The sequence below is a fragment of the Janthinobacterium sp. FT14W genome (genome assembly GCF_009208755.1).
Taxonomy (GTDB): Bacteria; Pseudomonadota; Gammaproteobacteria; order Burkholderiales; family Burkholderiaceae_D; genus Janthinobacterium; species Janthinobacterium violaceinigrum.
Genome location: NZ_WFLL01000034.1, coordinates 38141 through 59697, shown reverse-complemented (window position 1 = coordinate 59697; position 21557 = coordinate 38141). Strand labels below are relative to the sequence as shown.

The window sequence follows — 21557 nt, the reverse complement described above, 5'->3', positions numbered from 1 at the left end:
AGCTTGCCTGAGGGGGAAATCCGCCGCGCGGCACAGTCTTGCGCGGCCGTCCCCTTGCGCTGAAATTATACGACTAAATATTCCCGCATGGCACTTATCCGCCACTTATCCGCGCCGTGCGGGACAAGGCGTGTCGCGGTAAAACACAAAGCCGCCCAGGCCGATGGCCGTGGTGCCGGCTTTCACCCCATACACCAGCGTATTCCTGTCCGCCTCGATGCGCAGCAGGTTCATGTGCTGCACGATTTGCGCGTGCGACAATTCCAGCGATGGCGTGGGCGCCAGCTGCAGGCGCAGCTCGGCGGTGGCCGCATCGTACGACCAGCGGCCCGGGTTGTAGAAGGCGAAGCCGCCGTCGAAGCGCAGGCTGCCATCCTTGAACTGGGTCAGGCAGATGCCGGGAAATTCGCTGGGCGGGTTGTACCAGGTGGCGGCCACGGCCGCATCGGCCGGCGCTTTGCCCGGCATCCGCATGCCGGCCTGCTCGCCGGGATTGCTGCCGTGTCCACCCATGCCGGCGCAGCCGGCCAGCGCCAGCGCGCAAGCCAGCGCGCCCGCGCGCGCGATGAAGGTCATGTGCATTGCCGTCCCCTTGCTTTATAGAAACATCATCTTAAGGCGGGACGGCCGGCCGTTCAAGCGGCTAGCGCACATAAGGGAGATTTAATTGCCTGCGGCCGCCTTGGCTGCCGCTTCGCGCAATTTATCCTTCTTGCTCTTGCGCGCGCCCTTCACGCCGCCGTTCACCGTATCGGTCGCCGTGCTCGCCGGCGTGGGCAGTTCCGTCGGCTCGAAGCCGGCCACCACTTCGCGCACGATGCGCAAGTCGTTGCGGTTTTCGATCAGGCGGAAATGCGCTTCCGTGTCGGCCGTCACGAAACTGATGGCCGTGCCGCTTTCGCCGGCGCGGCCCGTGCGGCCGATGCGGTGCGTGTAGTCGACGACCGAACGGGGCAGGTCGTAATTGACGACGGCAGGCAGGCCGGCGATATCGATGCCGCGCGCGGCCACGTCCGTGGCCACCAGCACCTGCAGGCGGCACGCCTTGAAGTCGGCCAGCAGCTGGCTGCGCGTGCCCTGGCTGAACTCGCCGTGGAAGGCGCCCACGTGCAGGCCCGCGCGCTGCAGCTTGTCGGCCACGTGTTCGGCCGCGTACTTGGTGGCGACGAACACCAGCACGCGCTCCCACTGCTGCTGCAGGATCAGGTAGCGCAGCAGCTGCGTGCGGCGCGGCACGTCCACCGTGATGGCGCGCTGCACGATGTCGGGCTTGTCCTGCGGCTCGGACGCCACTTCGATGCGCACGGGTTCCTTGAGCAGGCTGTCGGCCAGCGCCTGCACGCTGTCGGGGAAGGTGGCGGAGAAAAACAGGTTTTGCCGCTGCCCGGGCAGCAGCGCCAGGATGGCGTTGATCTCTTCGCTGAAACCCATGTCCAGCAGGCGGTCGGCCTCGTCGAGCACGAAGAGCGACACGCCGCCCAATTTGACGGCATTCTGGCGCACCAGGTCCAGCAGGCGGCCCGGCGTGGCGACGACGATATCGGCGCCGCCGCGCAAGTCCATCATCTGCGGATTGATCGACACGCCGCCGAACAGCACGGAAATCTTCAGCTTGACGGGCAGCGGCTTGGCCAGCGCGTGCACCGTCTGCCCCACCTGCGCCGCCAGCTCGCGCGTGGGCACGAGGATCAGCGCGCGCACCTGGCGCGGGCCGGAAACGGGTGCCATCAGCGCCTGCAGCAGCGGCAGTGCGTAGGCGGCCGTCTTGCCGGAACCCGTCTGGGCCGCGCCCAGCACGTCGCTGCCGCGCAGGATGGCGGGAATGGCGGCCGCCTGGATGGCCGTCGGCGCGGCATAGCCGGCCTTGTCGACGGCGCGGACCAGGGCGGGAATCAGACCCAGTGAGGAAAATGGCATAGCGGGCCTTCTTTATTCGTAAAGTGAGACCGGCCGCAATGTGCGGCCGGTCGGGATATGGCGACAGTATAAAGCAAGGGTGCGACTCAGCTGACAAAATGCTCAGGGCCAGGCGCCATGCCGCAGACAGTACGCCAGTACGGCAAGGCATGGGCTACAACGCCCTGGGGATTTTGTCCGCTATTGGCGCGGCATTTGCAGCTTCGGGTGGCCCGTTTCATCGTAGCCCGGCATGCCGCGGCGGATCGCGTGCGAAAAATCCGCGTCGTCGTTGGCCGCCCGCGCGCGCGCCGTGACGTGGCCTCCCGTGCGCAGCTGCTGGAAGGTCTGGCCGGGCACCAGGCCCTTGACGTCGAACAGGTAGCGGTCCAGGTAGCCCGAGGCCATCAGCCGGTAGTCGAGCGGCAGGCCCGGCACGATGCGGCGCACCATCTCGAAGACGATGGTGGTGCAGTTGGCCGTCAGGGTGTTGTAGAACTGCGGCTGGTTCTTCAGCGCTTGCGCCTCGTCCAGGTAGGCCAGGAACAGCGAGCGCATGGCCGCCTTGGGCATCATCACGCGGTACAGATGCATGTCCTCGCCCCGCGCATTCGTGCGCACGCGCAGGATGTCGCGCTCGTCGGCGGCGATCAGGCTCATTTCGAAATGCTTGAAGAAGCCGCCGATGGCGGAAAAGCTCTCGCCCTTTTCCTTGCGGATTTCGATGGAGAACGTCAGGAAACGCCCGTCCGCAAAGCCGAACGAAATCAGGGTGTGCGCGATATACGGCCCCGTCCAGTACGACAGCGCCGTGTCCACCGTGCGCAGCGCGTCGAGGTCGTAGCTGCGCTGCTCCCACTTGACCGTGTAGTCGTCATCGCTGCGCCAGTCGAAATTGCGCACATTGTCGAGGGTGACGGTGCTGCCCTTCACCGTGCCCGTGACGTTGCGCGCCACGTCGTCGGCCCACACGCGCTGCTGTTTCGGCGTGATGAAACTCCACCACACGAGCAGCAGGACAAAACCGGCCGCATACGGCAGCAGCACGCGCGCGTCGCCGCGCGTCCACCACAGCGCGATGCTGGCCACGCCCAGCGCGCCCCACAGCAAGGCGCCGATGGCTTGCGCCGCCGTGCCGCCGGACAGCTGGTACCACAGCGCCAGCGCGCCCCACAGTGCAGTCAACAGGATGATCAGGGAAACGGCCATTTTGCCGAGGGTGGCCAGCACGGAGCGGGCACGATGTGATAAGAAAGTCATGCCCCGATTATACGGGCAAGCGCAGGAACAGGGGCGTTCCGGCAAGCCGTGCGGCAACAGGCCCCGGCAGCATAACCATTGCTTGCCTGCCAATTTATTTCGTGAGAGCATCTTGTCAGAACAAGATGTATAGACAAGGCTGGCTGCCGCCGCAGCGACGCCGCGTCCATCCCAGGAGATCCCTTGCAGCCCCCTACCCTCTACGCCTTCGCGGGCAGCCTCAATTCCCTCTTCATCGTCGTCAGCCTGCTTGGCCTGTGGTCGCAGCTGCAAAAAATCTGGCAACGCAAGCGCGATGCCAGCCTGGCGCACGGCAAGACGACGGACGTCCTGTCCGTCAACCAGTTCACCGTCAGCTTCCTCGCGTATTGCGCATTCTTTGTGTACGGCTATTCGATCACGCCGTTCAACCACTACATCGTCTGGCCCCGCCTGGCCGCCTGCCTGATTGCGCTGGCCATCCTGTATGAAATCGACCGCGACCGCCGCAGCCGGACCTCGCGCAATGCGCTTCTGGCGTGCACGCTGCTGCTGTGCGCGGGCGTGGCAGGGCTGGCCTTCGGTCCCACCTTCAGCGATGAAAAGCGCGTGATCTCGCAAAGCCTGATCGTCGCCGTCACCGTGCTGCTGGCGCAGGGCTATGCGCACCAGATCCGTTTGATCTGGCGCTCGGGCAAGACGGGCGCCGTGTCGCTGAAAATGAGTCAGTTCATCCTGGCCATGGATGGCAGCACCATCTTCTTTGCCTGCGTCATGGGGCTGCAAACGGGCTGGCCCTTGCTGCTGCTGGCCTGCGTCAGCGCCGCGACCAAGCTGGTGATCATGTGGCTGTTCCGCTGGGAGAAGACCAGCGCCGCCGCGCAGGTCAAGCGGCAGGCGCCGGCCTGAGGCTAGAATGGCGCTATCGCCACCGCCTGAAAGCGCCGCCATGCATGCTCCCATCCCCATCCTGCGCAGCTTTTCCGAAGAAAAAGCGCGCGAGTTCTACCTCGGCTTCCTCGGTTTCACCCTGGACTGGCAGCACCGCTTCGAACCCGCGGCGCCCCTGTACGTGCAGGTGACGCGGGGCGAGCTCGTGCTGCACCTCAGTGAACACTACGGCGACGCCACGCCCGGAGCGGCGCTGCTGATCCCCGTCGACGACGTCGCCGCCCTGCACGCGGAGCTGCGCGACAAGGATTACCCGTATGCGCGGCCCGGCATCCGCGACGAGGACTGGGGCCGCATCCTGGAAGTGGCGGACCCGTTCGGCAACCGGCTGCGCTTCTGGCAGCGCGCCGCCTGATTTACTGCCCGCTCAATGCGCGCATGGCCGCGTACAGGTTGGCCTTGCCCTCGAAGCCGATGCCGACGAGCTCCGGCATGGTGATGTGGCCGTTTTCCACCCGCACGCCATCGGGAAAGCCGCCGAAGGGCTGGAATAAATCCGGATACGATTCATTGCCGCCCAGGCCCAGCCCTGCCGCGATATTCAGGGACATCTGGTGGCCGCCATGCGGGATGCAGCGGCTGCGCGACCAGCCGTGCTGCTGCAGCATGTCCAGCGTGCGCAGGTATTCCACCAGGCCGTAGCTGAGGGCGCAGTCGAACTGCAGCCAGTCGCGGTCCGCGCGCATGCCGCCGTAGCGGATCAGGTTGCGCGCATCCTGCATGGAAAACAGGTTCTCGCCCGTCGCCATGGGCTTGTCGTAATAGCTGCGCAGGGTCGCCTGCAGCTCGAAGTCGAGCGGGTCGCCCGCCTCTTCATACCAGAACAAATCGTACTGGCGCAGCGCCTTGGCGTAGGCGATCGAAGTATCGAGGTCGAAGCGCCCGTTCGCATCCACGCACAGCTTCTGCCCATCCTGCAGCACCTCCAGGATGGCGTCGATGCGGCGCAAGTCCTCGTCCAGCGAGGCGCCGCCGATCTTCTTCTTGACCACCGTGTAGCCGCGGTCGATATAGCTGCGCATCTCGTCCTGCAGGGCGGACAGGCTCTGGCCCGGGTAGTAATAGCCGCCCGCCGCATACACGAACACCTGTTTGTCGGGCACGCCCGTGCCGTGGCGCTCGGCCAGCAGCTGGAACAATGGCTTGCGCTCGATCTTCGCCACGGCATCCCAGATGGCCATGTCGATGGTGCCGATGGCCACGGAGCGCTCGCCGTGGCCGCCCGGCTTTTCATTCGTGTACATGCAGTCCCACACCTTGTGCGGGTCGAGGTTGCTGCCGTCCGCCGTCAGCAGCGAGGCGGGATCGGCGTCGAGGATGCGGGGGATGAAGCGCTCGCGCATCTGCATGCCCTGGCCGTAGCGGCCGTTCGAATTGAAGCCGTAGCCGACGACGGGCTTGCCGTCGCGCATCACGTCCGTGACGACGGCCACCAGGCTCAGCGTCATCTTCGTGAAATCGATGTAGGCGTTGCGGATGGGAGAGGAAATGGGAATGGTCTGTTCGCGGATGTCAACGATTTTCATGCGGGTCTCCTGTGGTGAAAACGATGACGCCAGCTTACCCGCGATATAAAGCCATATAATCGATAGAAATTTAAACCATTATTCACTTGAAGTGAAAGATGAACTATGAAAACGGACGCCACCACGGAAATGGCCTTCTTTGTGCTGCTGGCCAAGCTGGGCAGCCTGTCGGCCACGGCGCGCGAACTGGGCATCACGCCGCCCGCCGTCAGCAAACGCCTCGTGCTGATGGAGCAGCGCCTGGGCGTGCGCCTCTTGAACCGCAGCACGCGGCGCATCAGCCTGACGGGCGACGGCGAAAGCTACCTGGCGCAGGCGCGGCAGATTCTCGACGACATCCGCGCCATGGAAGAGTCCCTGGCCAGCGGCAGCGCGCAGCCACGCGGGCTGCTGCGCGTCAACGCCACCCTGGGCTTCGGCCGCACGGTGATCGCCCCCCTGCTGTCGCAATTCGCACTGCGCCACCCGCAGCTGGAAGTGCAGCTGCAGCTGACGGACAGCCCCATCAACCTGGTGGAACAGGCGTACGACCTGGGCATCCGCTTCGGCGACTTGCCCGACACGCGATTGTCGGCGCGGCGCATCATGTCGAACCGGCGCTTCCTGTGCGCCTCGCCCGCCTACCTGCAGGCGCACGGCACGCCGCAGACGCCCGACGAGCTGGCGCACCACCGCTGCATCGTGCACCGGCAAAACGATGACGCCTACGGCATCTGGCGGCTGAGCCGCGGCCGCGCCACGCACACGGTGAAGGTGCGCGGCACGGTGGCCAGCAACGATGGCGACGTGGTGCTGGGCTGGGCGCTGGACGGCCACGGCATCCTGCTGCGCTCGGAATGGGACCTGGCCCGCTACCTCGACAGCGGCCGCCTGCGCGTGGTGCTGGAAGACTACGCGCTGGCGCCCGCCGACCTGTACGCCTACTACCCGAGCCGCCACCAGCTGCCCGCCAAAGTGCGCGCTTTTATCAATTTTCTCGGCCAGCAGTTGCAGCCGGATGCGGCCACGGCCGCCGAATCAGGTTAAACTACAATATTGCGATATGGCAATATTATGAGGGAGTAAGTTTTGCTAGTCATACTCGGATTTATCGTCGTGCTGTTTTCCGTCTTCGGCGGCTTCGCCATGCAGGGCGGGCACCTGGGCGCCCTGTTCCAGCCGCTGGAATTGCTGATGATCGGCGGCGCCGCGCTGGGCACCTTCTTTGTCGGCAACGACGCCAAGGCCATCCGCGCCACGTTTGCCGCCCTGCCCACCCTGTTCCACGGTTCGCAATACACGAAAGCGCGCTACATGGAACTGATGGGGCTGATGTATGAAATCCTCAGCAAGATCCGCAAGGAAGGCTTGATGTCCGTCGAGGACGATATCGACGACCCGTACCGCAGCCCCATCTTCGTGAAATACCCGTACACGCTCGGCGACGAGCACATCCTGGAATTCATCACCGACTATCTGCGCTTGATGGTGTCGGGCAATATGGACGCCTACCAGATCGAAAACCTGATGGATAACGAGATCGAGACCCACCATGAAGATGCGGAAATGCCGATCCAGACGATTTCGCAGCTGGCCGACGCCATGCCCGCCTTCGGCATCGTGGCCGCCGTGATGGGCGTGGTGCACACGATGGCGTCCGTGGGCTTGCCGCCGGCCGAGCTGGGCGTGCTGATCGCGCAGGCGCTGGTGGGCACCTTCATCGGCATCCTGCTGGCCTACGGCTTCATCGCCCCGCTGGCCAGCCTGCTGCGCCGCAAGCACCATGAAACGGCAAAGATGTACCAGTGCGTGAAAGTGACCCTGCTGGCCAGCCTGAACGGCTATGCGCCGGCGCTGGCCGTGGAATTCGGCCGCAAGGTCATTTCCGCCACGGAACGCCCATCGTTCAGCGAACTGGAAAACCACGTGCGCCAGGTGCGCACGAAGAACTGATACGGCCCGTCCGCCTCAGGCTTCCGGCGCCGTCCAGACCTGGTGCCACAGGTGGCCATCGATATCCTCGAAGCCCTGGTCTTACATGAAGCCGTGCTCTTCGGGCCGATGCGGTATGCGGCCCCCGGCGGCCGCGGCCCCGGCGATCAGGCTGTCCACCTCTTCCCGGCTGTCGCAGCTAAGGCAAATGACGATTTCATTGCCCTCCCTTGCATTCGCGACGGGCTTGTCGATCAGGGACTGGAAGAACGGCTCGGTCGTCAGCATGGCCTGGATGGCGCCGTCGACGATGTGCATGTACGCCGCGTTGTCGCCGCTGAAGCGGGGATCGAAGGCAAAGCCGAGAGCGGCAAAGAAGGCCCTGGATTTGTCCAGGTCCTTCACGGGCAGGTTGAGGATGCTCTGTTTGTTCATGGCGCTTCCTTGCTTCCTGGGAGAAGGTGGAATAGGCAAGCGGTGCCTCCTCCCTGCGACGGGTGATGGCATACCCAATTGGCACGCTGGCGAAAAAATCGTTCCTCCAGAATATCCATAAATAATAAAGGAAGGCGCAGGCTATGCTCAGGACTTGCCATCGATGCTGGCGACAGCGCTGGCGCGGGCCAGGCTCGAGCGCGCGCCGGCCACCGCGCGCAGGCGTTCTTGAAGGTAGGCGCTCACGCGGGGATGCTGGCTGAAGGCGACGTTGAAGCGGATGTGCTGGTCGGGCGTGTCGTTGGCCGAGAACGCGGCGCCGCGCATCAACAGGATCTTGTTGCGGTAGGCGTCCTGTACCAGCAAGTCCACGTCCAGCCCTGCGGGCATGCTGCCCCACAGGAAAATGCCTGCGTCGCCGGGCTGCTCGAACAGCACGCCGGCCGCGCTCAGTTGCCGCGTGCTGGCGTTGCGCGCCACCATGATCTTGCGCTGCAGCCGCTCCAGGTGCTTGCGCAGGTTGCCGGCCTTGAGCACTTCCAGCAAAACGTATTCGTTCAGCGCAGGCAAGGTCATGATGGAATGGATCTTGGTTCGCATCAGCGGCTTGAGCAAAGTGGGCGCCGCGGCCAGGTAGCCCATGCGCAGGGCCGGGCTCAGCGCCTTGCACAGGCTGGAATAATAGATCACGCCGTCCAGTCCGGACAGCGACGCCAGCCGCGTGCTGTGGCCCTGCTGGAAATGGCCGTGCACATCGTCTTCGGCGATCAGGAAGCCATGCTGCTGCGCCATGATCAGCACCCTGTGCAGGTTGGCGGCGCTGCTGCTCCAGCCGGTGGGATTGTGCAAGGCCGTCTGCACGAACAGCAGGCGCGGGCGGTGCGCGCGGCAGGCGGCTTCCAGTTCGTCCAGGTCAAGGCCATCGGGGCGGCGCCTGATCGGCACCAGGCGCACGCCGTCCTGGCGCAGCCTGCCGAACATCAGGAAGTATCCGGGGTCTTCCACCAGCACCGTATCGCCGGGCTGCAGGAACGTGCGGCAGATCAGATCGATTGCATGGGTGGCGCCGAACGTGGTGAGGATGTGGCTGGCGTCCGCGGCGATGCCGATGCCGCGCATCAGCAGCGCGATCTGCTCGCGCAGTTCGGCCAGCCCTTGCGGCGGACAGCGCGAGGCCATGCCCGCCGCGCTGCGCGCCAGGCCGCGTTGCACGGCGGCCGCCGGCAGCGCGTCCTGCAGCCAGGTGGGCGGCAAGGCGCCGCTGCTGGCCAGCAGCACGCCCGGCCGCTGGTCGTTCACTTGCTGGCTCAGCCAGACCGGTTCCTGCTCCTGGCCCGCTTCCAGCGCCACCTCGTCGGGAATGGCGCGGCTGGCGTCAACTGGTGCGCAGACGAAGAAGCCCGCCGTGCCGTGCGTATCGATGACACCTGCGGCCACCAGCCTGTCATACGCCACCACCACGGTGTTGGTGCTGACCGCGAGCTGCGTGGCCAGCTGGCGGATCGACGGCAGCCTGGTCCCGCCAGTCAGGACGCGTTGCGCGATCTGCTGGCGCAATGCGGCCTCGATCTGCTTGAACAGGGCGATGGGGGAGGAGCGGTCGATGGCAAACATGGGTGGCAGTCTAGCGTAAAAACATCACGGCGAGGACCAGCAGGATGGCCCCCATCGTCAGATTGAAGATGCGCTGGTTGCGGGGCGCCTTCAGCACGCTGCGGATCGAGACGCCGAACAGCGCCCACATGGCGTTGCACGGCGTGCCCACCACGGTGCCGATCACGGACACCAGCAGCGCGCCGGCAAGCATATTGCCCTGCGCAGGCATGAAGACCGACGCCATGGTGACCGCCTTGAGCCAGCTCTTGGGGTTCAGCGCCTGAAACAGCGCCGCCTGCGCAAACGACACGGCCTTCGGTGCGCTGCTTCCCGCCACCGAGGCGCCGGCCAGCTTCCACGCCAGGAACATCAGGTACAGCGCGCCCGCGATCCGCAGCACCTGCTGCGCCATCGGGTACGCGACGAACACGCTGCCCAGCCCCACGCACATGAGCACGGTCTGCACGAAGATGCCGGCCTGGATGCCGAGGATCACCGGCAGCGCGCCGCGATAGCCGAAGTTGGCGCCGGTGGTGGCCAGCATGACGTTGTTCGGCCCGGGCGTGGCGGACATTACAAAGCAATAACTCATCAGGGGAAGGAGTTCGGTCATGGCAGGCTGTCGCAGCGTGGAGAAGGCCCCAGTCTAGAAGCGCGGCACGCCAGGCACAAGGCACAAGGCAACGCGTACAGCCACATGCTGTATCAGTCGAACGACTGCTACAGCAGCGGTTTTGTCCCGCGCGGCAAGCCCTCTTCCCGCTATTTACGGACCCGGCGCTGTCTCGTCCGGGCAGCTGACCTCGTCCTCCGGCGTATATAACGTCATCGGCACGCGCTGGCCATCGATTTCCAGCTCGCGCACTTTCGGCGGCACCAGCTGGAACTCGCCCGCCTGCAGCTTTTCGCGCAGAGGCTTGCAGCGCAGGGCGTCCACGGGGATTTGCCCGCGCGCGGTCCAGCTGCCATCCTCTTTTTCCGCCAGCAGCACCGACGAGGCGCGCGGGTCATTGCTGATCAACAGCACCTCCTGTTTGCCATCGCCATCGAAATCGAGCAGGTAGGCGTCGCACTGGGGCCCTGCCCGCTTCAGGCAGGCGGGCAGGCGCCAGGCGGGGCCGACTTGCGTCCAGTCCTGGCGCAGGAAACTGTCCGGCAATTTCGCCGTGGCCGGGCGCAGGGTCAGGTTGATCGACACATCGCTGAGCGCGCCCGTCTCATCGAGGCGGTTCTGGCGCTTGAGCATGGCGTCGGCGCGGGCCCGTATGACGGCCGCGTCAGGCCCCGTCGTGCGTTTGCTCAGCTCCAGCAGGGCCGCCTGGCCATAGCGGGCGCCCTGGAAACGCAGGTATTCGAAATCGAACTTGTCCACGCCCACCTTGCCGCTGTCCAGGCGCGCCATCTGGCTGGCCACGGAAATGCGCGCCGGGTCCGCCAGCGGCGAGAACAGGGCGAACAGCACCAGCAGGGTGACGCCGGCCGTGGCCACGTTGACGTTGGCGATCAGGTGCAGCCAGTCGCCATACTTGCTGGCCGCCCAGGCATAGCCGACGGCGTAGCAGGTGGCGACCAGCAGGCAGGCGGCTGCGATCAGGCGGTCGGACGTCCAGCCATGCGACATCACGCGCAGGGTCAGCGCGTAGATGGCGATGCCCACCACCCACGGCAGCAGCAGGCAGGCCAGGCGCGTGCCCAGGCGGATGCCGCGCGCCACGCCATGGCCCACTTCGCCGTTCTGGAAGGCGGCATTGATCAGCACCACCAGCACGCCGGCCATGCCCAGCAGCACGGAAGCCGCATGGCGCGTGGCCCACAGGCGCTCGAAGCCGATGAATGGCAGGGTCAGCAGGAAACCGGAGACCAGCACGGCGGCAATCGGCATCAGCCACGACAGCAGCACCAGCAGCAGGGTGCGGATGCCGCGCACGATGGACGGGCGCACGTCCGTGATATGGATGGCGAACGAAAACGCGAAGCAGATGACGGGAATCACGAACCACGCCTGGCCCAGCAGTTTTTTCAGGAAACTGAGCTTGATCAGCAGGAACAGCTGTCCGCCCAGCCACAGCACCAGCCACAGGCCCAGCACGAACAGCAGGGAAAACAGCAGCTGGATGCCCAGCTTCCAGGCGATTTCAAAATAGGTGGGGTAGCGGGCGATGCGCTGGCCATCCTGGGCGCTGGCCAGCACCAGCGCGTGGGCGATATAGAAGCCCACCACGCTGAAACCGAACAGCTGGGCCGAGACCACGCGCAGCGGCGCACCCGGCTTGTAGTTACCCCAGATCACGTGTTCCGCGCCGCGCGCCACGTCATGCCAGGCCAGCACGGCCATCACGGCGGCCGCGCCCGCCATCCACAGGACGATGCGCTTTGCCGACATATGGCCGAGGCTGGAAACGAGCAAAATGGGCAGCAGCAGGCTGATCAGCATCAACGGTCCCAGCAGATACGCTTCCGTGGCGGGCCATACCTTGTCCTGCGCCGCGCTGTACAGCCAGTACAGCAGCAAGCCTTGCAGCAGGCCCGTCACCAGGCGCGTCACCGCGATGCGCGGCGCCACTACCGGATCGAGCAACGCCATGTTTTTTCCTGCGGCATCCTGCTGCATAGTCATTCCCTTAATAGTCGTTCATTGCTGTAATGCACAACCATTATTGCATTTCGTTATCGTCATCTCAACAACGATTCGTGCGCATGCCCTTCCAGCCCGCCCTCGCCGCGCCGCACTGGCAAGCTTTGCGCGAGGCCAAAGGCCAGCTCCGGCACGAGGAACAGCCACAGCAGGGGCTGGCCCGTCAGCAGCAGCGCCCACGCCATCCAGGTGGAAAACAGGTAGCGCGCCGCCGCATCGTAGCGGCCGAAACGCGGCTGCGGATCGAGCATGCGCAGCACGGACCAGACCAGCACCACGCTGCCCAGCAAGCTGCCGATAAGCAGATGAAACGGTCCGAAGACGGGCAGCGGCACGCCACCCAGGCCCACATTGAGGGCGCTTAAGTGCTCGCGCAGCAGCAAGAACGTCCACGGCGTGGTAAACGGGGCAATCATGAGCACATCATAAATGGCGCTGACGCGCACCAGGCGGCGGAAGGCGGAAACGGACAACATGGCAACTCCTGTCGAATGGAAAGCGCCCATGATCGAGGTTGGAGTACACTCCATGGTCAAGCATTTTATGAAAGAAAAATAACCATGCAGATCGGCGAGATGGCGCAGGCGACGGGCTTGAGCCGCGATACCCTGCGCTTCTATGAAAAGCGGGGCTTGCTGCGCGCGCGGCGCGGCGCGAACGGCTACCGCGACTACCCGCCCGAGGCGGCGGACTGGCTGCGCTATCTGCGCACGGCGCAGCAGCTGGGTTTTACGCTGACGGAAATCGAGGCCGACATGCCGCTGCTGGCCAGCGCCGGCGATCCGGCCACGGCGGACCTGCTGCGCGCGGCGCTGGCGCGCAAGCTAAGTGAAATCGATGCGCGCATCGCGGGATTGACGCAGTTGCGCGGCGAACTGGCGCGGCGGATGGGGCCGCAGGCGGCGGACTGCCCCTTGCGCGGCAATGCCGATGCAGCCAGCTAAAGACTGCCGCGGCGGCTGTTGCCCGATGCGGGCTACGCCCCCCCCAGAATGACAAAAACCGCCTGTGCAACGCAGCAGGCGGTCTTGACGTGGCGTAAAGCCGGGATTACCTGGCGGCCTTGCGGCGGCGCAGGAAACCCATCAGGCCCAGGCCGGCCAGCAGCATGGCGTAGGTTTCCGGTTCCGGCACGGCGGCCGTCACGGACACGTTGTCGATCACGGCGCCCGAGTAATTGTCGAACGGCGTGCCGGCCTTGGCGGCGCTGGCAAACGACAGGGTCGCCAGGCCGGTGGTGGCGGCCGTGAAGCTCAGGGTATTGCTGTACAAGGTGTTCGAGGCGGCAGCCGTCGAGTAGAAATCCCCCACCACGCCGCCGAAATTGACGCTCACGCCCTGGCCTGCGGGGCCGCCGGAATTGCGCGCCATGTCAAAGGTCAGGCTGTAGGTCTGGCCGGCAACGACATTGAAATTTTGCGACAGGAAACCCGGACCTGGCGTACCCAGCAAATCGATGCTGTAGCCGTCGATGGCGTTATACGCATTGCGGATCAGGTCGACGGAGCTGGCGCCCACGGTCCAGCCCGTGATGGCCGACGAACCGCTGTTGACGACTTTAAAGCCGCTGTCGAAGGTGTAACCGGGAGCGACCGTTTCAAAATTGCCATTCGTGATCAGGTTGACGGGGCTGGCGCTGGCGGTGCCGGCAGCAAACAGGGCGACAACTGCTGCGATGGTGGCGATTTTCATGAGCTGATTTCCTTGCCTTATTGGCATTAAAGTTACCTTAAGTGAAATCATATCCCAGCCGGGATGAAAATCAAAGAACTTTGCAAAAATATATTTAATGTGGACAATATGTAACGCTTCCCGGCGCAGTGCGTGCCGCTGCTGCCGCCCTCCCTTGGGAGGAACGGCTCAGTCGAGTTCCTGGCGCGCCACCAGGATGCCGTCCGCGTCCGCGTAGATCCAGTCGCCCGGATGCACGGCCACGCCGCTGAGCTGCACGCGCACGTCGCGCTGGCCGGCGCCCGTCTTGCTGCTCTTGCGGGGATGCGTGGCCAGCGCGCGCACGCCGATCTGGCAGACATTGATTTCGTCGCTGTCGCGGATGCAGCCATCGACGACGATGCCGGCCCAGCCGTTGCTTTCGGCCAGCACGCCCAGCTGGCCGCCCACCAGCGCGCGGCGCAGGCTGCCGCCACCATCGATCACCAATACGTGGCCCTGGCCCGGTGTTTCCAGGGTGCTGCGCACCAGCGCATTGTCCTCGAACACCTGCAAGGTGGTGGCAGGGCCGCAGAAGCGCACGCGCTGGCCGAAGGTGCGGTACACGGGCGGCAGCACGGCCAGGGTGCCCTCATCCAGCATGGCTGCATAGTCGTCGCACAGGTCGGTGGTCGCAAAAGTCATGCTGGCTCCTGGAAGTAAGTAAATAGTGTCGGATGGCAACGATTCTATGCCTTTTGCAGCGCCACGGCACGTGTTTTACCGCCCACGCCCACGGCCGTGGCGATCGCCAGCGCCTGGAACACGCCGATGAAGACGAACAGCAAAGCCGGATGGCCGCCATCCATCAGCGCGCCAAAGAACAGGGGCCCCACGGCCAGGCCGCTGTCGAGGCCCGAATACACGACGCCATACACGCGCCCCGTGGCATTCTTCGGTGCGGCCGCGCGTATCATCAGGTCGCGCGACGGCCCCGCCACGCCGGACGTCAGGCCGATGGCGCCCATCAGCACCACCGCGCCCCAGGCCGGCACGACGGCCATGGCCAGCAGCACGGCCAGCAGCGCGGCGACGGAAAAGGCGATCGCCACGTTGCGGTCCGGCTGCTTGCTGCGCGCGCCCACCACGCCGCCGGCCAGCATGCCCACGGCCGAGGCCAGCATGTAGGCCGTGTAGGCGCTGGTGGCCAGCGCCAGGCTCATGCCGTACAGCTTGACGAGGGCCACGCTGGCAAAGCTCTGGATGCCGCCCAGGGCGATGGCGGTAATGAAGAAGAAGGCAAAGCACATCCACACGGCCGGCAGACGCAGGAAGTCCAGGGTGCCTTCGCCGCCGGCCGGCTGGCCAGGCGCCGCTTTTTTCACGGGTTCCGGACGGATGGCGTGGCGGTTCAGGAACAGGATCAGCAGCACGCCGAACGGCAGCACGGCCGCGCATTGCAAGGCCACCCGCCAGTCGTAGTGCGTGGCGACATACGTCATGAACAGGGGCGCCAGGGCCCAGCCGATATTGCCGCTGATGCCATGCACGGAAAAGCCGTAGGCCACGCGGGCCGCCGAGACGCGCTGGTTGAGTATCGTGTAGTCGGCCGGATGGAACACGCTGTTGCCCATGCCGGCCAGCATGGCGCCCAGCATCAGCGCCGCATAGCTGTGGGCGGTGGACAGGGCCAGCGCCGACACGCCCAGCAGGAAAATGCCGGAAAACAGCACGGCGCGGGCGCCGAAGCGGTCGACGACAAAGCCGGCCAGCGCCTGCCCCACGCCCGAGATGATGAAAAACACCGTCATCAGCAAGCCCAGCTCCGCATACGACAGGCCGAATGCGGGTTTCAGCCAGACGAACAGGGCTGCGAGGATCAGATGGTAGAAGTGCGAGACGCCATGCGCCAGCCCCACCAGGGCGATGACGCGCGCATCGCTGCGCAGCGATGGCGGCACAGGCGGGGGCAACTGCGTTGCCGGCTTAGTTGTTATCATGTCATACCCTGTCTTATACTGGTGAAGCTCAAGTGTATGCAAAATACCATCGTCTGTTTTCCGACAGAACGACATAATTTATCGAATTAAGGCCAAGCTGATGGGTGTACCTATCCTCCACCATACCCGTATGTGTCCGCCACGGGAAGCGCCCAGCGCGACGATCCCCGTGACGATGATCGCGCGCGACCTGCAACCCGATGAATTTTTATTGCCGCACAGCCATCCCTGGGGCCAGGTCACGATGGCCCTCGAAGGCGTGCTGCGCATCACGGCCAACAACAGCAGCTGGGTGCTGCCGCCCATGCGCGCCATCTGGATCGCGCCCAACGTCGAGCATGCCGTTACGATACTGGAAAAAACCCGTTTGCGCCCCCTGTGCATCCATGCCGCGCGCGCGCCATTCGCGGGCCGCGACTGCAAGGTGCTGGAAGTGTCGAATTTGCTGCGCCAGCTGATCATGGCGCTGGAACAGCTGGACCCGGGACAGGAACCGGCGCGCGAGGCGCTGCTGGCCGAACTGATCCTCGATGAATTGAAACGCTCGGCCACGCGCCCCATCCGCGTTCCCCTGCCGGGCGACAAGCGCCTGAAGACCCTGTGCGACAGCCTGATAGAGAAACCGGGCAGCAACCAGACCCTGGAACACTGGGCGCAGCAGGTCGGCGCCTCGGAGCGTACCCTGGCGCGGCTGTTCGAACGGGAATTGGGCATGAGTTTTGGCCAGTGGCGCCAGCAGGTGCGCCTGGCGCACGCGGCGCCCCTGATCGCGCGCGGCGTGCCGCTGTCGCAGGTGGCCGAAGAACTGGGCTACGCCAGCCAGTCGGCCTTTTCCGCCATGTTCAAGAAAACCTTCGGCAGCTCGCCCTCGGCGTTCTTTGCCCAGGGCGGACGCCCCTGAGCGCGCACCGGCCGGCGTTCAGAACAGGGCGCCGCGCGCAGGCCATGCGCCAGCGCGGATCAAGCCGAATCAAGCCATGAAGTCAAATAAAGAGTTCTTGCCCGTGTAGCCCGGCAAGGCCGAATTCGTGCCCATCTGTTCCTGGGCCGAATACGCTTTCACCAGCGCCTGCGCCTGGGCCGTCAGCGCCTTGGCCAGCACGGCTTTCTTGTTGGTGAGCGTGGTGATGTCCTTGCCCACCGTCTGCACTTCCTTGCGGATGATGCTCGATTCGCCCGTCAGCTCGCCGATCTTGCTGGCGAACTGGTCCGCCACACCCTTGCCGTTATTCGTGAACATCTTGCTGACGGCGTCCGGATCGGCCGCGATGGCCGCCTTGAGCTTTTTATCGTCGAGCACCAGCTCGCCGCTCTTGCCCAGGGTCACGCCGGCGCTGCTCAAGACGGAGGCAGGCACGCCCGTGCTGGCCGTGCGCAGCACCTGCTCCATCTGCGAACGCACCTGGCCCAGGGCCGTGTCGGACTTCAAGTCGCCCTGCTGCAGGCTTTGCAGCTTGCTGTTGAGTTCATTGTAGGCCGTGACGAAGCTGGCCACGTTGCTGGCGATCTGGCTGCTGTCCTTGGCGATGACGAGGTCGGTCGTGCCTTTTTTCTTCAATTCGATGGTGGCGCCCTCGACGGCCGTCGTCAGGGTATTCGTGGCGCTCTTGATTTCCTTGCCGTCGACCGTCAGCAGCGCATCCTGCGCGGCAGCCGTCTGCTGCATGCCCTTGCCCGCGCCGGGCGCATAGCTGAGCAGATTGCTGACGGCCGCGTCGCCGGACACGCTGATGCGCATGCTGCTGTCGGCGCCGCTCTTGCCGTTCAGGGCCAGCGAGTAGCCATCGGCGCCCTTCACCACGCTGGCATCGATGCCCTGCTGCTTGAGTGCGGCGGCAATGCCGTCGAGGCTATTGTTGCTGCTGTCGATGGTCAGCGCGATGATCTTGCCGCTGCCGGCTGTAAATTGCTTGCCGTCCGCCGTGCCCACCTCGATCCTGACCAGCGCTGGCGCGCCCGTGCCGATCGCCGCGCTCGAGGATTTCTGCGCTCCGCTGAGCAGGGTCTGTCCCTGCGCCAGCTGCTTGACGTTCAATTCATGGCTGCCGCTGACAGCCTTGTCGGTGGTGGTGGCGCTCAGCACATCCTTGCTGCTCGACGTGGCCGACGTGGCCAGGCCGCTGCCGGCCATGTTCTTGGCCACGGTCTGGAATTTGGCCAGCGCCGATTGCAGCTGGCCCAGGCCCGAGAATTTGGCCTGGTCGCGCGCCAGGCTGGCGTTGAGCTTGACGACGCCCGTGTTCTGCGACTGCATCTGGCGCTCCACCTTCGCGTACACATCGGCCGAGATATTGCCCTGCGTCGTCTGCTGCGTGTTGTTGGTGTAGGCCCTGCTGTTGATGGTCGAATTAAACATGGTAGGCATTCCCGTCGGATGTAAGGTCATGGCACACGGTTCAGCTCCTGACCGCGCTGCGCTGGAAACGGACGCCAGCGCGCGTGGCGCGGCAAGGTCCCTCTTCTGGTTGATAATTATGCAGTATTACTGGAATATCAAAACAGCGAACAGAACAGGTTTTTCCTGACTGCAAACCCATATGCACCATTTTAGCGCATTTCACCTGCCCCTTATCCCGGCCCCGCCTCAGCGCATGAACTTTGAAATGGCGCTGCTGACGGCCATGTCCAGTTGCTGGAAAGTGAGTCCCACCTTGAAACCGGCGCTGCTGAAAATGCAGTGCGAGACGGACACGCGCGCCTCGATGATGTGCGCCGAGCCATCGTAAAACAACTCGAACAGCACCTTGCCCTTCTTGCCTGTCGGCACCGGTTCCGCGATGACGGCCGACATGCCGCCCGGCCCCACATCGAGGGTGCGCGCCGCCACGGGGCCCGCGCCATCGATTACCAACATTGCCTTGGCACGCAATATCTTGCGTGCGCCCTGCCTTTGTTCAACTGACACTGTATTCCGCTTCTCTATCAATTCATTGTCGATACGGATTCACGCTGGAATCCATCGGACAAATATTATAGTTCTAAACGGAAATTCTGTTTGACTTGTCTCAAGCTTGGCATTTAAACCATACCGACTTTTACTCGTGATCGCGCAGCTTGTTGAACGCCTCGTCGATGCGCTCGACGCCGATCACCTTGATGCCCTCGATCGCTTGCTTGGGCAGGTTGGACTTGGGCACCACGGCCAGGGTAAAGCCCAGCTTGGCCGCTTCGCGCAAGCGCTCCTGGCCCCGTGGCGCGGGGCGGATTTCACCGGCCAGCCCCACTTCGCCAAACACGACGAGGCCCCGCGGCAGCGGCTTGTTGCGCATCGATGAGTTAATCGCCAGCAACACGGCCAGGTCGGCCGCCGGTTCCGTGATCTTCACGCCGCCCACCGCGTTGATGAACACATCCTGGTCGAAGGCGGCGATGCCCGCGTGGCGGTGCGCCACGGCCAGCAGCATGGCCAGGCGGTTCTGCTCCAGGCCCACGGACAACCGGCGCGCATTGGGCAGGTGGCTGGTGTCGACCAGGGCCTGGATTTCCACCAGCAAGGGGCGCGTGCCTTCCTGCGTCACCATCACGCAGGAACCGGGCACTTGGTTGTCGTGCTGCGACAAAAACAGGGCGGACGGGTTCGACACCCCCTTCAAGCCCTTTTCCGTCATGGCAAACACGCCCAGCTCGTTGACGGCGCCGAAACGGTTCTTGATGGCGCGCACCAGGCGGAAGCTGGAATGGGCGTCGCCCTCGAAGTACAGCACCGTGTCGACGATGTGCTCGAGCACGCGGGGGCCGGCCAGCGCGCCCTCTTTCGTCACGTGGCCGACCAAAATGATGGTCACGCCCGTCTGCTTGGCTGCCCGCGTGAGCTGGGCCGCGCATTCGCGCACCTGCGCCACGGAACCGGGCGCCGAGCTGAGCGCGTCCGAATACACGGTCTGGATCGAGTCGATCACCACCACTTCCGGCTTCAAATCGGCCAGGGTGGCGAGGATCTTTTCCAGCTGGATCTCCGCCTGCAGTTTCAGTTCCTTGGCGTCGATGACGAGGCGCTTGGCGCGCAGGGCGATCTGCGCACCGGACTCCTCGCCGCTGACATACAGCACGCGCTTATGGTGCGACATATTGGCCAGCGCCTGCAGCAGCAGGGTCGACTTGCCGATGCCGGGATCGCCGCCGATCAGCACCACGCCGCCCGCCACCATGCCGCCGCCCAGCACGCGGTCGAATTCCTCGATGCCCGTGCCGAAGCGGGGCACGTCGATGGCGTCGATATCGTCGAGCGACAGCACGGGCGCCGTCTGCGCCAGCGACATGTGCTGCGGATTCGAATAGCGGTTGTTGCCGCCCGTTTCGGGCAGGCTTTCCACCATGGTATTCCACTGATTGCACGAGGTGCATTGCCCCATCCATTTATTACTGACGGCGCCGCAATCGCTGCAGGTGTAGACGGTCTTGACTTTGGCCATGGTGTACTTTGCTCGGGTAAGGTGAAACAGCTGGTTATATATACAGTAGATTCACAGTATATACAAATCGCCGCCTGCGGTCACGCCTCGTGCACGGGCACGCGGGGCGCCAGTGCGCACATCAGCTCGTAGCCGATGGTGCCGGCGGCCAAGGCCACCTCGTCGATCGGCATGCCCTGCCCCCACAAGGTCACGCTGCTGCCGACCCGCGCGCCGGGCACGTGCGTCAAGTCCACCATCAGCATGTCCATCGAGACCCTGCCGATGAGGCCAGTGCGCATGCCGTCGACCAGCACGGGCGTGCCTTCGGGCGCATGGCGCGGGTAGCCGTCCGCATAGCCGCACGCCACCACGCCCACCTTGATATTGCCCGCCGCTTCGTAGCGGCTGCCGTAGCCCACCACTTCACCGGCGGCAATGTCCTGGATGCCGATGATGCTGCTGCGCAAGGTCATGGTGGGCAGCAAGCCGAACGCCTGTGCGGACGTGCAGCCGGGAGCGCCGCTGGGCGTGCCGCCGTACAGCATGATGCCGGGACGCACCCAGTCGCTGTCGAGCTGGTGCAGCAGCAGGCCGGCCGAATTGCACAGGCTGCGCGGCAATGATGTGCCAACGCCGGCGCCGATGCTGGCCGCACCCGCCTCGAAGCGCAGCATCTGCTGGGCCAGGGGCAGGCGCGTGGGCGCCGCCTCATCCGCATTGGCGAAATGCGTCATCAGGGTGATCGTGCCGATTTGGGGCATGGCGCGCAGGCGCGCATACGCGCCGGCCACGGCCTGCGGCGTGAAACCCAGGCGGTTCATGCCCGTATTCATTTTCAGATGTACATCGATGGCGCGCGGCAGGCGCGCCGCTGCCAGCAAGGCAATCTGTTCTTCGCAATGCACGCTGCCGTTCAAGCCATATTGCGCCATGACGGGCAGATCGCTGGCGTCAAAAAAACCTTCCAGCAGCAGGATGGGCTTGGTCCAGCCCAGTTCGCGCAAGCGCACGGCGTAGTCGACCTCGACCAGCGCCAGGCCATCGGCATCGGCAAAGCCACGCATGGCCCGTTCCAGGCCGTGGCCATAGGCATTTGCCTTGACGACGGCCCACACCTTGGCGCCGCGGGCGCAGGCACGGGCGCGCGCCAGATTCTGTTGCATGGCATCGAGATGGATGGTGGCGATGAGGGGCCTGGGCATAAGCGTGGTTCACGGCGGATGGGAAAGCCGTATTTTACCGGATGGGCCGGATGCGGGCGGCGAGCTGCGGACGGCAAGCCTGCACGGCGATGGGCGCGATGGTCGCCCACGACAGCATGTAT

General features: G+C 64.8%; 22 protein-coding genes. 6 read left to right on the top strand and 16 right to left on the bottom strand.

Translation table 11 applies throughout. The features are described 5' to 3' along the window. Nucleotides 1-105 precede the first annotated feature (105 nt). The 3 genes from GCN74_RS20705 to GCN74_RS20695 form a co-directional block, all read right to left on the bottom strand. Nucleotides 106-582 (bottom strand): hypothetical protein, encoded by a 477-nt coding sequence (locus tag GCN74_RS20705; RefSeq protein ID WP_152258415.1) that lies wholly within the window; start codon nucleotides 580-582, stop codon nucleotides 106-108. A gap of 81 nt (nucleotides 583-663) precedes the next feature. Continuing rightward, a complete protein-coding gene (locus tag GCN74_RS20700; protein ID WP_152258414.1) occupies nucleotides 664-1917 on the bottom strand; it encodes a DEAD/DEAH box helicase in 1254 nt (417 codons plus the stop codon). Between the two features lie 180 nt (nucleotides 1918-2097). Beyond that, on the bottom strand, nucleotides 2098-3156 hold the full coding sequence (locus GCN74_RS20695) for a DUF4105 domain-containing protein (RefSeq protein WP_193317183.1): 1059 nt from the start codon (nucleotides 3154-3156) through the stop codon (nucleotides 2098-2100). A 183-nt stretch (nucleotides 3157-3339) separates the two neighbouring features. Between GCN74_RS20695 and GCN74_RS20690 the strand changes: the two genes are divergently transcribed. After that, nucleotides 3340-4044, top strand: a complete 705-nt coding sequence (locus GCN74_RS20690) for a hypothetical protein (RefSeq protein WP_152258413.1) — start codon at nucleotides 3340-3342, stop codon at nucleotides 4042-4044. Between the two features lie 40 nt (nucleotides 4045-4084). Further along, nucleotides 4085-4441, top strand: a complete 357-nt coding sequence (locus GCN74_RS20685; protein WP_152258412.1) for a glyoxalase superfamily protein — start codon at nucleotides 4085-4087, stop codon at nucleotides 4439-4441. A 1-nt stretch (nucleotide 4442) separates the two neighbouring features. On the opposite strand, the gene GCN74_RS20680 is transcribed toward GCN74_RS20685, so the two are convergent. Continuing rightward, nucleotides 4443-5612: a mandelate racemase/muconate lactonizing enzyme family protein gene (locus GCN74_RS20680; protein WP_152258411.1), complete on the bottom strand. Its 1170-nt coding sequence runs from the start codon at nucleotides 5610-5612 to the stop codon at nucleotides 4443-4445. Between the two features lie 105 nt (nucleotides 5613-5717). Between GCN74_RS20680 and GCN74_RS20675 the strand changes: the two genes are divergently transcribed. Further along, nucleotides 5718-6638, top strand: a complete 921-nt coding sequence (locus GCN74_RS20675) for a LysR family transcriptional regulator (RefSeq protein WP_152258410.1) — start codon at nucleotides 5718-5720, stop codon at nucleotides 6636-6638. 42 nt (nucleotides 6639-6680) lie between these two features. After that, entirely contained in the window at nucleotides 6681-7544 is an 864-nt protein-coding gene (gene motA / locus GCN74_RS20670) for a flagellar motor stator protein MotA (RefSeq protein ID WP_092794839.1), read from the top strand. 81 nt (nucleotides 7545-7625) lie between these two features. On the opposite strand, the gene GCN74_RS20665 is transcribed toward motA, so the two are convergent. The 5 genes from GCN74_RS20665 to GCN74_RS20645 form a co-directional block, all read right to left on the bottom strand. Further along, nucleotides 7626-7958: a VOC family protein gene (locus tag GCN74_RS20665; protein WP_319633478.1), complete on the bottom strand. Its 333-nt coding sequence runs from the start codon at nucleotides 7956-7958 to the stop codon at nucleotides 7626-7628. Nucleotides 7959-8105: 147 nt separating this feature from the next. Next, nucleotides 8106-9572 carry a PLP-dependent aminotransferase family protein gene (locus GCN74_RS20660; protein ID WP_152258409.1) on the bottom strand — a complete coding sequence of 489 codons (1467 nt, stop codon included), beginning with the start codon at nucleotides 9570-9572 and terminating at the stop codon, nucleotides 8106-8108. A gap of 10 nt (nucleotides 9573-9582) precedes the next feature. Next, on the bottom strand, nucleotides 9583-10167 hold the full coding sequence (locus tag GCN74_RS20655; protein ID WP_152258408.1) for a LysE family translocator: 585 nt from the start codon (nucleotides 10165-10167) through the stop codon (nucleotides 9583-9585). Nucleotides 10168-10320: 153 nt separating this feature from the next. Further along, on the bottom strand, nucleotides 10321-12138 hold the full coding sequence (locus tag GCN74_RS20650) for a DUF4153 domain-containing protein (RefSeq protein ID WP_152258407.1): 1818 nt from the start codon (nucleotides 12136-12138) through the stop codon (nucleotides 10321-10323). Nucleotides 12139-12227: 89 nt separating this feature from the next. After that, nucleotides 12228-12665, bottom strand: coding sequence for a hypothetical protein (locus GCN74_RS20645; RefSeq protein WP_152258406.1), 438 nt, complete (start codon nucleotides 12663-12665; stop codon nucleotides 12228-12230). A gap of 84 nt (nucleotides 12666-12749) precedes the next feature. On the opposite strand from GCN74_RS20645, the gene GCN74_RS20640 reads away from it, so the two are divergent. Then, nucleotides 12750-13133, top strand: a complete 384-nt coding sequence (locus tag GCN74_RS20640; RefSeq protein ID WP_152258405.1) for a MerR family transcriptional regulator — start codon at nucleotides 12750-12752, stop codon at nucleotides 13131-13133. A gap of 106 nt (nucleotides 13134-13239) precedes the next feature. On the opposite strand, the gene GCN74_RS20635 is transcribed toward GCN74_RS20640, so the two are convergent. The 3 genes from GCN74_RS20635 to GCN74_RS20625 form a co-directional block, all read right to left on the bottom strand. After that, on the bottom strand, nucleotides 13240-13881 hold the full coding sequence (locus tag GCN74_RS20635) for a choice-of-anchor C family PEP-CTERM protein (RefSeq protein ID WP_226939139.1): 642 nt from the start codon (nucleotides 13879-13881) through the stop codon (nucleotides 13240-13242). Between the two features lie 168 nt (nucleotides 13882-14049). Continuing rightward, a complete protein-coding gene (gene rraA, locus GCN74_RS20630; protein ID WP_152258403.1) occupies nucleotides 14050-14544 on the bottom strand; it encodes a ribonuclease E activity regulator RraA in 495 nt (164 codons plus the stop codon). Between the two features lie 44 nt (nucleotides 14545-14588). After that, on the bottom strand, nucleotides 14589-15839 hold the full coding sequence (locus tag GCN74_RS20625; protein ID WP_152258402.1) for an MFS transporter: 1251 nt from the start codon (nucleotides 15837-15839) through the stop codon (nucleotides 14589-14591). A 130-nt stretch (nucleotides 15840-15969) separates the two neighbouring features. Between GCN74_RS20625 and GCN74_RS20620 the strand changes: the two genes are divergently transcribed. Then, nucleotides 15970-16740, top strand: coding sequence for an AraC family transcriptional regulator (locus GCN74_RS20620; protein WP_152258401.1), 771 nt, complete (start codon nucleotides 15970-15972; stop codon nucleotides 16738-16740). Nucleotides 16741-16809: 69 nt separating this feature from the next. Here the strand turns inward: GCN74_RS20620 and fliD are convergent, their stop codons facing one another. The 4 genes from fliD to alr form a co-directional block, all read right to left on the bottom strand. Further along, nucleotides 16810-18195 (bottom strand): flagellar filament capping protein FliD, encoded by a 1386-nt coding sequence (fliD, locus tag GCN74_RS20615; RefSeq protein ID WP_152258400.1) that lies wholly within the window; start codon nucleotides 18193-18195, stop codon nucleotides 16810-16812. 228 nt (nucleotides 18196-18423) lie between these two features. After that, nucleotides 18424-18744: a PilZ domain-containing protein gene (locus tag GCN74_RS20610; RefSeq protein ID WP_226939138.1), complete on the bottom strand. Its 321-nt coding sequence runs from the start codon at nucleotides 18742-18744 to the stop codon at nucleotides 18424-18426. A 130-nt stretch (nucleotides 18745-18874) separates the two neighbouring features. After that, entirely contained in the window at nucleotides 18875-20251 is a 1377-nt protein-coding gene (gene radA / locus GCN74_RS20605) for a DNA repair protein RadA (protein ID WP_152258398.1), read from the bottom strand. A gap of 80 nt (nucleotides 20252-20331) precedes the next feature. Continuing rightward, complete coding sequence (gene alr, locus GCN74_RS20600) at nucleotides 20332-21435, bottom strand: alanine racemase (protein ID WP_152258397.1); 1104 nt, start codon at nucleotides 21433-21435, stop codon at nucleotides 20332-20334. Nucleotides 21436-21557: the final 122 nt, after the last annotated feature.